Raw genomic sequence first — 13,511 nt, forward strand, 5'->3', positions numbered from 1 at the left:
TCCCGACACAACAGCATCGAACAACAGAACATCGCGAATACCAGCAGCGGGCGACCTACACGTCGCCCGCTGTTGGCGTTGCACCGCACTCGCCGAGGATGCCGTCCAGCAGTGCAGCAAGGCCGAACGCGAACGCGCCGTCCGGATCCGCCGGCGCCTGATAGTGCTCGCCCGCGGCCGCCCCGACGCGCGAGGACAGCGGGAACTGCGCCACCGGCATCGCCTGTGTCAGCAGCGGACCGTGCTGCACCCACCACTGCGCATCCGAGAGTTCGGCGGTACTGCGGGTCGCGGCGATAGCCATGCGCGCGTTTCCGGTCGCGAATTCCGATAGCACGGCGATGACCCGGTCCATCGCCACATCCGATAGACCGATCCCGTCTATCGCGCCCAATTGGCGTTCGTAGCGCCGCATTCGGCCGGGGCCGAGCACCAGTCGCCACGGCGGCACCTCGAGCAGCCACGGATGGTTGATCAGCTCGGTGCGCACTTGGGTGGCGATGGCGGCCATCCGATCGCGCACGGGCACGTCGCCCGGGATGGGCGCATCCTCGTCGGCCACCGCGTCGACCATCAGCACCGCCAGCGCGTCCTTGCTCGGCACATAGGTGTAGAGGCTCATGGGTTTGAGACCGAGTTCGGCAGCGACCGTGCGGATGGACACCCTCTGGTAGCCGTCGCGGTCGGCGAGGGCGACCGCGGCGGTGACCACGGCGTCGAGGCTGACTGTCTGTTTGGGTCCGCGACCGCCGAGACGCTGCGGCATGGTATGCCGCCAGAGCAGGCCAATCAGCTGTTTCGCCTGGTCGGGAGTGGTGCCGTTGGTCACGTGCCTCCTCGAAATAAATCCAGTACGGTGTACGTTGTTACAATACTCCGTACGCCATACGACGAACTAGGGGTGCGCTCTGCCAAGCACACAGGCCACATATCTTCCCGACCGTCACATGTTCGCGCTGTGGACCTGGACCGGGCATGCCGTCGGACGCGCACCGGAGGGCGACCACGAGACCATGCGGCTCGCGGTACCGACCGGCGCGCGCAACGCCATCGAGGTCGCGGACGTCGACTGCGCGCTCGTCGACCCCGAGGATCTGCTCGGTCTGACCATCGAGAGCGCGGGGCCATCCGTCGACGCCTGGCAGGCCGCCCTCCGCCACACCGGCGAGCTGTCGGACCCCGCGGCCACTGCGGGCAACACCACCCACGAGACGTCGGGCCAGCCGGACGCCGCTTCGCCTGCCGCCGCGACGCAGCCGATCGGACCGACGCTTCCGATTGCGGCACACGCTGTCCCCGACGCGGTCGGCACGTCGATCTACGCGGCCGAACGCGCGCTGCGCGTGCTACACGAAACCCGTTCCATCGCCGCGGAATTGCGTTCCACACTGAAGGCCGAGCTGCGACCGTATCAGGCACGTGGCGTCGGCTGGCTGCACGAGACCGTCGCCGCGCACGGTGGCGCGGTGCTGGCCGACGAGATGGGGCTCGGCAAAACGGTGCAGACCATCGGCTTCCTACTCGGCCGGGCCTCGGCAGGACCGCAGCTGGTGGTCTGTCCCACCTCGCTGGTTGGCAACTGGGCGCAGGAAATCACCCGGTTCGCGCCGGAGCTACGCCCGGTCGTGTGGCGTGGTGGCGACCTCGCCGCCACAGCGGGCGAGGTCATCATCACCGGGTACCCGACGCTGCGCCTGCACGGCGGCGCACTGAACGACCGAACCTGGGCGACAGCAGTTTTCGACGAGGCGCAGGCGCTGAAGAATCCGCGCACCCAGATCGCCAAGGCGGCACGCGCACTCACCGTCGACGCGCGGGTCGCGCTCACCGGAACCCCGGTCGAGAATCACCTGGAGGAACTGTTCGCACTACTGAACCTGGTCGCGCCCCGACTGTTCGGGCACCGCACCCAGTTCCGACGCCGGTTCGTGCGGCCGATCCACGAGGGCTCTGCCGCCGCGGCGGCGCGGCTGCGCGATGCGATCGAACCGGTGGTGCTGGCGCGCAAAAAGACTCAGGTCGCCGCGTCGCTGCCGGCGAAGATCCACAGCGATCTGCTGTGCGATCTCACCTCGGAACAGGAGACGCTCTACGACCAGTTGCTCGATCGGGCGATCGACGACGGATTCGGCCACGGCGCCCAGCGCCAGAGCCGGGTGCTCGCGGCACTGACCGCACTCAAACAGGTCTGCAACCACCCCGGCCTGATCACCGGCGAGCTCGGCGAGCTGGCAGGTCGCTCCGGCAAGCTCGACCTGTGCACCGACATCGTGGCCAACAATCTCGAAACCGGTGATCCGACACTGATATTCACCCAGTACCGGCAGACCGGCGAACTGCTGGTGCGACACCTGGCCGAACAGTTCGGGGTGAGCGCGCCGTTCTTCCACGGCGGACTGAACCAGTCGGAACGGGCCGCGATCGTCTCCGGGTTCCAGGCCGAGGACGGACCGCCGGTGCTGGTGCTGAGCCTGCGGGCGGCGGGCACGGGCCTCACGCTGACGCGCGCCGCCGACGTCATCCACTTCGACCGGTGGTGGAACCCGGCGGTGGAGGCCCAGGCCTCCGACCGGGTGCACCGGATCGGTCAGACCAGGACCGTCACCATCACCTCCCTCACCTCGGGCACCACCGTCGAGGAGCACATCGCGGGGATGCACGACCGCAAGTCCGCGCTCTCGGACCTCGGCGATTCGGCAGGTATCGCCGCACTGGCAAAGCTCGACGACGACCAGCTGGTCGAGATCCTGCGCCGCAAGAGGGAGTTTCAATGATGGTGTCAAGCCGCAGCGCTGATCGGGGCTGGTGCCTCGATGGTGAAGGTGCGGTTGTCGCGGATGAGCGCCCAGATGACGTCGATAAGGCGGCGGGCCAGGGCGATGAGTGCTTGGGTGTGGGCTTTCCCCTCGGCTCGTTTCTTCTGGTAGAAAGCGCGGGAGGGACCATCGGCACGGCGGATACTCGACAGCGCGGCCATGTAGAAGACTTTGCGCATGCCTCGGTGATATCGCTTGGGGCGGTGCAGGTTTCCAGTGATCTTGCCGGAGTCGCGGGGCACCGGTGCCAGCCCGGCGTAAGCGGCCAGCCGCCCCGCGCTGCCGAAGACCGACCGCAGGTCACCGCCGGCGTCGGCCAGCAGTTGCGCGCCCAGAATCGGGCCGAATCCGTCCACACTGGTGATGGCCGCGGCATGAGGATGCTCACCGAATCGCTCGGTGAGCTGTTTGTCGAGGGCTTTGATCTCGCGGTCCAAGTCGAGCAGCTGAGCTGCCAGCCGGGCGATCAGGGGCGCGGTGACTGCCTCGCCGGGCAACGCGATGGACTGCTCACCGGCAGCGGCCAGGGCCTTGTCGGTCATGACGGCGATGCCCTTGGCCCAGGCGCCGTGCTCGAGCAGGTAGGTCCGCACACCGTCGTGCCCGGCCGCCCGCAGACCAGCGGGGGTTCGGAATCCGGTGAGCAGAATCAACGCCGAGCGGGTGGAGTAGTCGAAGGCGCGTTCGAGCGCGGGGAAGATCGAGGCCAGCATCTCACGCAGTTGGTTGATGCCACGCACCCAGTCGGTCATCAGGTTCTCGCGGCGCGCGATGAGCACCTTCAGATCGGTCACGATCTGATCGGGGCTGGTGATCGGTGTCAGATCCCCACGCATGCGGGCGGTTTCGGCGATGGTGCGGGCGTCTTTGGCATCGGTCTTTCCTTCACCTGTGAACGCTCCGGCCATCCGGTTGACCAACCGGCCAGGCACATACATCACCGGATCCGCGGTGGCCGACAACAAAGCCAGCAGCAGCCCCGCCGCGCCGGAGGTCATGTCCACTGCCCAGAGGACCTCGACGGCCTTGGCTCGAACCCGGGCGATCAACGCATCGATCGCGGGCTGACCGTTGACCACCTTCTGCGAGAACACGACCTTGCCCGCCCCATCGACCACGCAGACGTGGTGGGCAGCCTTGCCGACATCGATTCCGACCCAAACCTTTTCGCGGACCTTCACCGGGCCCGACCTCCCGTTCGCACAACCCGACCCCGCGGACGACCCTGCCTGCATCTCCATAAACAGCGACTACGCGCACAGATTTCAATCGGCGGCCAAGGCGTCCAGAACGGCAGGGCGGCCACTCCTTCGAAACCACCCAGCGGCAAGAACTGATCAGCCACACCCCGCCGCCCTGGGCATTCAAGGCACCCGGCCCTGAACACCTACAACCTTATGGAGAACTGATGGCGGACAACGAATTCGGCTACACCGCCTGGGGCATGGACTGGGTTCGCCTTGCCGAGCCGATACGCCAGACCCGTCCCGAACCACTGCTCCCCCGAGCCCGCAGCATCGCCCGCAACAACGGCGTCCAGGCCACGATCGAGGGCCACGTCGTCCGCGGCGCCATCCACCGTGGCGGCCAGGCCTCGGTCACCCACGTCGAGGTGACGCCGCTGCCCCGCGCCGCCGTCACCGCGATCGCGGAGATCATCACCGACCCGACGGTCCTCACCGACGACATGCACCGGGCACTCGTTACAGCGAGCGTCGCCACGGCGCCCGTGCTCGCAGGCACCGACTGTTCGTGCTCGGCCCGTTCGGCCCGCTGCGTGCACGTCTTGGCGGTGTTCTACGAGATCGTCCGACGCGTCGACGAGAACCCCCGCCTCGCCCTCGAACTCCAGGGCTATTTCCGGCCGGCGCAGGATGCGGCGGCGACCACAGTGGAAGCACCGCGATGGGTGCCGATCAACACCCTCGACCCCGTCGACTACTTCGGATCGCACCCGAGCTGACCGGCTGAGGTCGCGACCTTGGGGATTGCACTCGCTGTCGACGCATGAACCCGAAGACTCGCGCGGTGCCGTCGCCGATCTTCACCGGGTTCCTGGCCGATGGGCACGGAATCGGAAACTGCCTGCGCCGGTGTCGATCTCGATATCGGTGAAACCGACTCTGGCGAGGCGCTCCGCGGCATCTTGCGGGGGCACCGGCAGGCAGGTGTCGCCCAGGTGCATCAGGCGGAAGGCTCGGGTGTCGAGTCCGTCGCTGCCCGCGAACACACCGCCCGGCTGCAGCACCCGGAACGCCTCGGCGAACAGCGCGTCCTGCTGCCGGACCGTCGGGACGTGGTGCAGCATGGTGAAGCACACCACGGTGTCGAATTCGCGGTCCGGCAGCGGCATTTCAGCGCCGTCGCCCTCGACCACGGTCATCGCGCCGCCGTGCCGGTCACGCAGGCGATCGGCCAGTGCGGTGTCGATCTCGAGTCCGGTGAGGGTGCTGGTTCGCTCCAGTAGGGCGCGCACGTTCGCACCGTAGCCGGGGCCGATCTCCAGTGCGGAGGAACCGAGTTCGAGACCCGACAGCGCCCACGGAACGATCTTCGTCGCACTCGCCCGCTCCCACATCGCCGACCGGCAGAGGATTCGGTGGAAGTAATTCATCGCCATCAGCTCACGCTAGGGGCGCGCGGGCGCGGCCACGACAGGCTACGGTGACACACTGTGTCGCAGAACGGCCAACCTTCGGTCTTCGGCCGATCCCTGGTGCTCCCGGCCACCGCCGACGACACCGCGATGGTCTTCGGCGCCGGCGTGCTGCCCGCAGGCCATTGGTTCGACACCCACGAGCATCCGCAGCATCAGATCGCCTGGGCCGCACGGGGTGTCCTCGTGGTCGAGATCGGCGACGGCCACTGGGTGCTGCCACCCACCCGGGCGCTGTGGATTCCCGGCAACACCGGGCACCGGACCGGGACCTCCGAGGGGGCCACGATGCACGGCATCTTCGTGGAACCGGACCGGTGTCCGGTCGCCTTCGGCGCGCCGACCATGCTGCGGGTCACCCGGCTCCTGCACGAATTGTTCGACCATCTCACCGCACCCGACACTGCCCCCGCGCCACGTCGCCGCGCGGAGGCAGTGGTTTTCGATCTGCTCGAACCGGTCGACGTGATCCCGATCGGCGCGCATCCGCCGTCGGATCCACGAGCCAGGCAGGTGGCCGATGCGCTCACCCGCGATCCGGCCGATGATCGCACCCTCGGCCAGTTCGCCGTCCACGTGTCCGCCGCGCCGCGCACGCTGGCCAGACTGTTCGTCGCGGAAACCGGAATGAGCTTCGGCCAGTGGCGAACTCAGATCCGGCTTGCCGCCTCGCTTCCGCCGCTGGCCGCTGGCGTGCCGATCGCGCGGATCGCCGGACGGGTCGGATACTCGACACCGAGTGCGTATGTTGCGGCGTTCCGGCGCGCGGTCGGCGTATCGCCCGGGCGCTACTTCGCGCGCTGATCAGGAGTTCGTACCGCCGTCGACGGTGAAGAACGCACCGGTGATGCTGCGGCCGGTTTCCCCCGCAAGGAAGGTCACCATTGCGGCGATGTCGGCGGCGGCGCCGAAACGACCGAGCGCGGACAGTTCCCGCTGGTGGGCGGCATGGTCGCCGTCGGCCGGATTCATGTCGGTGTCGGTCGAGCCCGGCTGCACCAGGTTGACCGTGATGTTGCGCGGACCGAGTTCGCGCGCAAGCGCTTTGGTGAATCCGTTCAGCGCGGACTTGCTGAGGTTGTACAGCGAAAGCCCACCGAACGGCGCATGCTCGGACAAATTCGTGCCGATGCTGATGATGCGGCCGCCGTCGGTCATATGCGCCACCGCGGCCTGTGCACCGACGAAAGCGGCGCGGGCGTGGATATTGAGCGCGCGGTCGACCTCCGCCACCGTGAACTCCTCGAACGGTTTGGCCGGGAAGATGCCCGCATTGTTGACCAGCACATCGAGCCCGCCCAGTTCGGCGGCGGTCCGGTCGACGGCGCCCTTGACATCGGCGGCGTCGGCGCTATCGGCCTGAATCGCGATGGCCCGGCGACCGAGCGCCTCGATCTCGGCGACCACGGACTTCGCCAGCACATCGGCGCTCTGGTAGGTCAGTGCCACATCCGCACCGGCGGCGGCCAGCTGCCGCGCGATCGCGGCGCCGATCCCCCTGCTACCACCGGTCACCAGCGCCACCTTGCCTGTCAGGTCCGACATTGTCGCTCCTCCAATTTCTGTGTCGATCAGTACATAAATAGCTAAGCGCATACCCAGGCCCGCGTCAAGGGGTATATTTAACGATCGACACAGAAAGGAGACCGCCATGGCGACCCGCGGACGCCCGCGCGCTTTCGACCGCACCGAAGCATTACGACGCGCCATGGAGGTGTTCTGGGAGCACGGCTACGAAGGTTCGTCGATGAGCGACCTCACCTCCGCGATGGGCATCAACTCACCGAGCCTGTACGCCGCATTCGGCGGTAAGGAAGCACTGTTCCGCGAGGCCATCTCGCTCTACGGGCAAACCGAAGGCGGCTACACCGACCGCGCCCTGCGCGAGGAACCCACCGCCCGCGCCGGCATCGAGGCGATGCTGCGCGACAACGCGGTCGCCTACACCGTCGAGGACAAGCCGCACGGCTGCATGGTCGTGCTCGCGGGCTCCACCTACACCACCCGCAACGAGAGTGTGCGCGACTTCCTCATCGAAAAGCGGCGCGAGACAACCGAAAACATCCGCAGACGGCTCGATCGCGGTGTCGCCGAAGGCGATCTGGCCCCGACTGCCGACACCGCCGCACTGGCCAGCTTCTATACGACGGTCCTCTACGGGCTATCCATCCAGGCCCGCGACCGCGCCGATCTGGCCGAGCTGACACGGTCGATCGACTGCGCCATGGCGGCCTGGCCCGCCGACATCTCGGTACCGAGCGCGCCATAAGGACGCTCCGAACTACAGGCGCGGATCGTGCATCAGCCGAAAGCTGTGCAGCGCAGTCGAATCGCCGATCGCGGTGAACTCCCGGCCGACCACCTCGACCGCCGAGATATCGCAGTCGTCAGCGATGTCCTCGACCGACAGCCGCATCGGCCGATCGGCACGATGCCACGGCGTCACCGCGTACGCGGCATCTTCGACCGCCAGCATCACCCAGAGCGGAATGCGGCCGTCGGGCAGAACTCGGTAGTTGCGTGACACCCGGCGCTACTTCCTCCGCAGCGCCGCGATGCGCTCGACCAGCTGATCCGCCGTAGCCAAAGCTGTTGGCGGGCCGCCACATTCGCGGCGCAGCTCGCCATGGATGACGCCGTGCGGTTTGTTGGTGCGGTGATGGTGCATGGCGACGAGACTGTTGAGCTCGCGGCGCAGCTCGCCGAGCCGGTCGGCAGTCGCGACTCGCTGCGCCGCGCTGGCGACCTGCGGGCCGGGGTCGGGGGTGCTCGACTCGCCGCGCTCGGCGATCTGTCTGGACTGGCGATCGCGCAACAACGCCCGCATCTGATCGGCGTCGAGCAGACCAGGGATGCCGAGATAGTCCGCCTCCTCGGCACTGCCCGCGATGGTGGCGGTGCCGAACGAGGAACCCTCGTAGATCACCTGATCGAGCTCGGCGTCGGCGGCCAGGGCGACAAACGGCTTCTCGTCCTCGCCCGGCTCGTCCTTCTGCTTGTTGGCATCGATAAGCAGCTCGTCGTCGAGGCCGTCCTTCTCCCGATGCGGCTTGCCGATGACGTGGTCGCGCTGCAACTCCAGCTGCGCGGCCAGATCCAGCAGCACCGGCACCGAGGGCAAGAACACGCTCGCGGTCTCACCCGGCTTGCGCGCACGCACGAAGCGGCCGACGGCCTGGGCGAAGTACAACGGGGTCGAGGCGCTCGTGGCGTACACGCCGACCGCGAGGCGCGGCACGTCGACGCCCTCGGACACCATCCGCACCGCGACCATCCACGGCTGGGTGTTATTGCTGAACTCGGCGATCCGCTTGGAGGAGTCGGGATCATCCGACAACACCACCGCGGGCCGCTCCCCCGAGATGTGCTCCAGCAGTTCGGCATAATCGCGGGCGCGCTCCTGATCGGTGGCGATCACCAACCCGCCCGCGTCGGGCATGCCGGAGGTGCGTTTCTGCCGCAGGCGGGTGTCGGCGGCGCGCAGCACCGCGGAAATCCAGTCGCCGGCCGGGTCCAGCGCGGTACGCCAGGCGCGTGCGGTGTGCTCGGCGCTCAGCGGCTCGCCGAGGCGCGCGGTGTATTCCTCGCCCGCACTGTCGCGCCAGTGCGCCTCGCCGGAGTACGCGAGGAACACCACCGGCCGCACCACGCCGTCGGCGAGCGCCTCGGCGTAACCGTAGGCATGGTCGGCGCGCGAACGCGGGAACCCACCCTCGTCGGGTTCATAGGTGACGAACGGGATCTGACTGTCGTCGCTGCGGAACGGGGTACCGGTCAGCGCGAGTCTTCGGGTGGCATCGCCATAAGCCTCGGCGGCCGCGTCACCCCAGGTCTTGGCGTCGCCCGCATGGTGGATCTCATCGAGAATCACCAGGGTCTTGCGGTTCTCGGTGCGCACCCGATGCCGGGAAGGATGCGAGGCGACCTGCGCGTAGGTGACCACGACACCGTGGTAGTCGCCGGAGGTGCCGCCCGTCGCGTTGGAGAATCGCGAATCCAGCGCGATGCCGACCCGGTTCGCGGCCTGCGCCCACTGATGCTTCAGGTGCTCGGTCGGCGCGACGACGGTGATCTGGTCGACGGTGCGGTCGGCGAGCAACTCTGCGGCGACCCGCAGTGCGAAGGTGGTCTTACCCGCGCCGGGGGTGGCCACCGCGAGAAAGTCCCGCGGCTTGGTCGTCAGATATTTCGTCAGTGCGCGACGCTGCCACGCACGCAGCGAACCACCTGAAACCGTGGCGCTCGATGCTTCAGAATTGCCCGGCGTTTCCGCTTCTCCCGCCACAGCGGCGCCCGACCCAGTCACGCAGAAGACCCTACTGGCCCGGTATGGCGTGTCGCCAAACCGACGCGGCCGAGGCGACCGGCATCACATGTCGACCCTGGAGTTCCCGCCGCGTTCACCTGCCGCACGCCGACACATTGCACCGTCGAAGCGGTGCCGAACCGACTTGTGCGCGATGCTGTAGAGACCATGACCGACGACAGTGCCCTATCGAGCGCCACCACCGCTATCCACAGCGGCGGCGGCGCGGAACCCGTCGGGGCGGCCCGCTATGTCCGCGGCACGGCCGCCTGGCTGGCGCGCGCGGGCCGGCAGAGCGGCAGGCTCGTCGCCCGCGTCGTGGTGAAGGCATGGAACGATTCCATCTTCGCGAAGTCCGCGGCCGCGGCGTTCTGGCAGACGATGTCGCTGGCGCCGCTGCTGCTCGGCGTGCTCGGCAGCCTCGGCTACGTCGGCGAGTGGTTCGGGCCCGACACAGTGGAGATCGTCGAGCAGAAGATCATCGCGTTCAGCCGGGATCTGTTCAGCACGACCGTGGTGTCGGACCTGATCGAGCCGACGGTCACCGATGTGCTCGGGCGCGGGCGGGCCGCCTTCGTGTCGGTGGGTTTCGTGTTGTCGCTGTGGGCAGGATCCTCGGCGATGGCGACCTTCGTCGACTCCATCGTCGAGGCGCACGGACAGCAGGATGCCCGGCATCCGGTGTGGCAGCGGATCTTCGCGTTGCTGCTGTATGTGCTGTTCCTGATCGCGGCGGTGTTCATCCTGCCGCTGATCGCACTCGGACCGGCGCTGATCGGGCGGGCATTACCGGACTCGTGGCGCGAGCCGGGACTGCGCTTGATCGACTCGTTCTACTACCCGGGTGTCGGCTTGCTGCTGATCATCGGCCTTACCACGCTCTACAAGCTGGCATTGCACCGATCGCTGCCGTGGCACCGACTCTTCGGCGGGGCCCTGGTCGCGGGTGTGTTCTTCATGGCCGCCAGCGAGGGATTGCGCCGATATCTGTCATGGGTGACCAAGACCGGTGTCAGTTACGGCGCACTCGCCACCCCGATCGCGTTCCTACTGTTCACGTTCTTCCTCGGGTTCGCGGTGATCCTCGGCGCGGAATTCAATGCCACGGTCCAGGAGTTCTGGCCTGCCGGCAGCACCCGCATCGATCAGATGAAGGAGTGGCTGTCCAACCAGATTCTCGGTGATGTGGCCGATGACGAGGAGCCGGCAGCCGACATTCCCGCCTCGGACACCGCGAGCGCCGATACCGAATCCGCGCCGAATCGCGCGGCGGAGACAGAATCCGTGCGCCTGTCGAAGACGCCGCGCCCCGAGACAGCACAAAGCCCCGAGCCGAACTCAGGGCCGCAGGCACAATCGAATACCCGAACGGCATCGATCACGACGCCGCCGGGTGGGGCCGACTCGAATCAGTCGCCCTTGCGTAGCCCGTCGTAGACCTTCTTGCACTCGGGGCACACCGGCGAACCGGGCTTCGCGGAGCGGGTCACCGGGAAGACCTCGCCGCACAGCGCAACCACGTGGGTGCCCATGACGGCGCTCTCGGCGATCTTGTTCTTCTTCACATAGTGGAAGAACTTCGGGGTGTCGTCGCCCGTCGTCTCGTCGGTAGTCGTGTCCGGGCGAACCAGAGTCTCGGTACTCACGGATTCCATGATGCCGCATCCGCGCGCGAGTGGCCGAACACGGTGGCGGCAGAACTCGCTGACCAGGTCATGTGCGGTTGAACGCCGACAGTGGAAGACTCGAGGGTATGCAGCAGTACGGCGATTCCCCCAACGCCGACGACATCGGCCGCGGTGATCGCCCGGACGTGACGGTGCCCACTCCCGAACGCACCTCCGGCTACTTTCCCGGCAGCGACGACAAACACCCGGTGCTGATCACCGAGGCCGCACCGTCGCTGGAAGATCAGCATCGCGCCCGCGTCCGCAGGTACACGATCATCATGGCCTTCCGCATCCCCTGCCTGGTGTTGGCCGCGTTCGCCTACAGCGCCTTCAGCAATGCCCTGATCTCGATTCTCATTATCGCCGCATCCATCCCGCTGCCCTGGATCGCTGTGCTGATCGCCAACGATCGCCCGCCGCGCCGCAAGGACGAGCCGAGCCGCTGGGACGAACGCCGCAAGGCCATCGAATCGCGTCCGCACAACGCCATCGACAGCTGAGTTCCCGCCCTAACGGGACTATGCGGGAACCGGGGCGGTCATGCGCCGAATTCCCGCCGAGAGCAGTGCCGCGATGCCACAGAGCCCGCCCGCGATATACCAGGCCGTGGTGTAGCTGCCCTGGAGATCGCGGATGACGCCCGCGCCGGTCGCGGCGATCGCCGAACCGATTTGGTGCGCGGCGAACACCCAGCCGAAAGCGACCGGACCATCCGCGCCGAACAGTTCGCGGCACAGCATCACCGTCGGCGGGACGGTGGCGATCCAGTCGAGGCCGTAGAAGATGATGAACACCCACATACTGGGCTGGGTGTGTGGCGAGAACAGCGACGGCAGGATGAGCAGCGATAGTCCGCGCAGGGTGTAGTAGCCGACCAGCAGGTAGCGGGGGTCGACCCGGTCGGTGAGCCAGCCCGAGGCGATAGTGCCCGCGACGTCGAAAATGCCGACCAGCGCGAGCAGGCCGGCCGCGGTGGTGGACGGCATGCCGTGGTCGTGTGCGGCGCTGACGAAGTGGGTACCGACCAGGCCGTTGGTCGATGCGCCGCAAATCGCGAATCCGGCTGCCAACAGCCAGAATCCGGGTCGGCGCGCAATGGTGGCGAGCACGGTCAGCGCGCGCATCGCACCGCCGGTCGCGGGCGTGCGCAAGCCCACCGAGCTGCCCGCTTCCGCGCCGTAGGCGGAAACGCCTGCGTCGCTGGGGAAATCGCGGATGAACAGCCACACCAGCGGCACCACGGCCAACGCGGCGCCGGCGACGATCAGCGACGGCACCCGCCAGCCGTGATCGTGTGCCGCCGCCGACACCAGTGGCAGGAAGATCAGCTGCCCGGTCGCGCCCGCAGCGGTGAGCACTCCGGTGATCAGTCCACGCTGGCGCACGAACCAGCGGCCGGTGATGGTCGCCACGAACGGCATCGACATCGAGCCGACGCCGACACCGACCAGCAGACCCCAGGTCAGCACCAGATGCCAGGGCTGTGTCATGAACACGGTCAGCCCGCTGCCCGCCGCGACGAGCAGCAGTGCGCACGCCACCACTTTGCGGATGCCGAAGCGGTCCATCAGCGCGGCTGCGAACGGCGAAATCAGGCCGTACAACAACATATTCAGCGAAACCGCCGCGCCGATCGTGCCGTGCGACCACCCGAATTCCTCGTGCAGCGGATCCATCAGCACGCTCGGCACGGACCGGAAAGCCGCGGCGCCGAGCAGTGCGACGAACCCCACACCCGCCACAATCCATGCCGGATGCAGCCACGGCCGGTTCATGGAATCGATAGGTCCCTGCGCCGGGGGCGTCTGCAGTTCGGTCACCTGCTGAGCGTGCCGGAATCTCCCTCGGGGAACGAGTGGCCGGGATGCCATTAACCGCCAAGATCGTGCCACTCCGGCGCGACCGGCGCCGCCTCGACAGCGCACCGGCCGCCCCCTACTGTGTGGCGGGGGAATTCGACAGAACGTCGTTGTGGCGTGGCACACAGTCACGCGGCAGGCAAGAGGCGCAGTGCCGCACCAGCGTTCACGCGGCCGTCGGGGCATACCCCGCAGGACAGAGGA

General features: G+C 67.7%; 14 protein-coding genes. 6 read left to right on the forward strand and 8 right to left on the reverse strand.

Annotation, left to right across the window (positions count from 1 at the left end):
• Positions 1-55: 55 nt before the first annotated feature.
• Entirely contained in the window at positions 56-829 is a 774-nt protein-coding gene (locus OHA42_RS30805) for a TetR/AcrR family transcriptional regulator C-terminal domain-containing protein (protein WP_406231256.1), read from the reverse strand.
• Between the two features lie 118 nt (positions 830-947).
• On the opposite strand from OHA42_RS30805, the gene OHA42_RS30810 reads away from it, so the two are divergent.
• Positions 948-2,774 (forward strand): DEAD/DEAH box helicase, encoded by a 1,827-nt coding sequence (locus OHA42_RS30810; RefSeq protein ID WP_406231257.1) that lies wholly within the window; start codon positions 948-950, stop codon positions 2,772-2,774.
• A 5-nt stretch (positions 2,775-2,779) separates the two neighbouring features.
• On the opposite strand, the gene OHA42_RS30815 is transcribed toward OHA42_RS30810, so the two are convergent.
• Positions 2,780-3,997 carry an IS110 family transposase gene (locus OHA42_RS30815; protein WP_406231258.1) on the reverse strand — a complete coding sequence of 406 codons (1,218 nt, stop codon included), beginning with the start codon at positions 3,995-3,997 and terminating at the stop codon, positions 2,780-2,782.
• Between the two features lie 227 nt (positions 3,998-4,224).
• Between OHA42_RS30815 and OHA42_RS30820 the strand changes: the two genes are divergently transcribed.
• Complete coding sequence (locus OHA42_RS30820) at positions 4,225-4,779, forward strand: SWIM zinc finger family protein (protein WP_406231259.1); 555 nt, start codon at positions 4,225-4,227, stop codon at positions 4,777-4,779.
• Between the two features lie 81 nt (positions 4,780-4,860).
• On the opposite strand, the gene OHA42_RS30825 is transcribed toward OHA42_RS30820, so the two are convergent.
• The gene (locus OHA42_RS30825; RefSeq protein ID WP_406231260.1) at positions 4,861-5,436 is read right to left on the reverse strand and encodes a class I SAM-dependent methyltransferase; all 576 of its coding nucleotides are present in this window, start codon (positions 5,434-5,436) and stop codon (positions 4,861-4,863) included.
• 54 nt (positions 5,437-5,490) lie between these two features.
• Between OHA42_RS30825 and OHA42_RS30830 the strand changes: the two genes are divergently transcribed.
• Positions 5,491-6,276, forward strand: a complete 786-nt coding sequence (locus tag OHA42_RS30830) for an AraC family transcriptional regulator (RefSeq protein ID WP_406231261.1) — start codon at positions 5,491-5,493, stop codon at positions 6,274-6,276.
• On the opposite strand, the gene OHA42_RS30835 is transcribed toward OHA42_RS30830, so the two are convergent.
• Positions 6,277-7,017, reverse strand: coding sequence for an SDR family NAD(P)-dependent oxidoreductase (locus tag OHA42_RS30835; RefSeq protein ID WP_406231262.1), 741 nt, complete (start codon positions 7,015-7,017; stop codon positions 6,277-6,279). It lies immediately after the preceding gene.
• 106 nt (positions 7,018-7,123) lie between these two features.
• On the opposite strand from OHA42_RS30835, the gene OHA42_RS30840 reads away from it, so the two are divergent.
• Complete coding sequence (locus OHA42_RS30840; RefSeq protein ID WP_406231263.1) at positions 7,124-7,741, forward strand: TetR/AcrR family transcriptional regulator; 618 nt, start codon at positions 7,124-7,126, stop codon at positions 7,739-7,741.
• Positions 7,742-7,753: 12 nt separating this feature from the next.
• On the opposite strand, the gene OHA42_RS30845 is transcribed toward OHA42_RS30840, so the two are convergent.
• Together OHA42_RS30845 and OHA42_RS30850 are read right to left on the reverse strand one after the other, a co-directional pair.
• Positions 7,754-7,999, reverse strand: a complete 246-nt coding sequence (locus tag OHA42_RS30845; RefSeq protein WP_328403533.1) for a hypothetical protein — start codon at positions 7,997-7,999, stop codon at positions 7,754-7,756.
• 6 nt (positions 8,000-8,005) lie between these two features.
• Positions 8,006-9,757 carry a DEAD/DEAH box helicase gene (locus OHA42_RS30850; protein ID WP_406239697.1) on the reverse strand — a complete coding sequence of 584 codons (1,752 nt, stop codon included), beginning with the start codon at positions 9,755-9,757 and terminating at the stop codon, positions 8,006-8,008.
• A 189-nt stretch (positions 9,758-9,946) separates the two neighbouring features.
• On the opposite strand from OHA42_RS30850, the gene OHA42_RS30855 reads away from it, so the two are divergent.
• A complete protein-coding gene (locus tag OHA42_RS30855; RefSeq protein ID WP_406231264.1) occupies positions 9,947-11,215 on the forward strand; it encodes a YihY/virulence factor BrkB family protein in 1,269 nt (422 codons plus the stop codon).
• Here OHA42_RS30855 and OHA42_RS30860 read toward each other — a convergent pair.
• Entirely contained in the window at positions 11,188-11,424 is a 237-nt protein-coding gene (locus OHA42_RS30860; protein WP_328403537.1) for a DUF3039 domain-containing protein, read from the reverse strand. The genes OHA42_RS30855 and OHA42_RS30860 overlap by 28 nt on opposite strands.
• Before the next feature lie 107 nt (positions 11,425-11,531).
• Between OHA42_RS30860 and OHA42_RS30865 the strand changes: the two genes are divergently transcribed.
• On the forward strand, positions 11,532-11,948 hold the full coding sequence (locus OHA42_RS30865) for a DUF3099 domain-containing protein (protein WP_406231265.1): 417 nt from the start codon (positions 11,532-11,534) through the stop codon (positions 11,946-11,948).
• Between the two features lie 18 nt (positions 11,949-11,966).
• Here OHA42_RS30865 and OHA42_RS30870 read toward each other — a convergent pair whose 3' ends face one another.
• A complete protein-coding gene (locus OHA42_RS30870) occupies positions 11,967-13,223 on the reverse strand; it encodes an MFS transporter (protein ID WP_406239699.1) in 1,257 nt (418 codons plus the stop codon).
• Between the last annotated feature and the right edge of the window lie 288 nt (positions 13,224-13,511).

It is taken from the genome of Nocardia sp. NBC_01009 (genome assembly GCF_045208035.1).
GTDB lineage: Bacteria > Actinomycetota > Actinomycetes > Mycobacteriales > Mycobacteriaceae > Nocardia.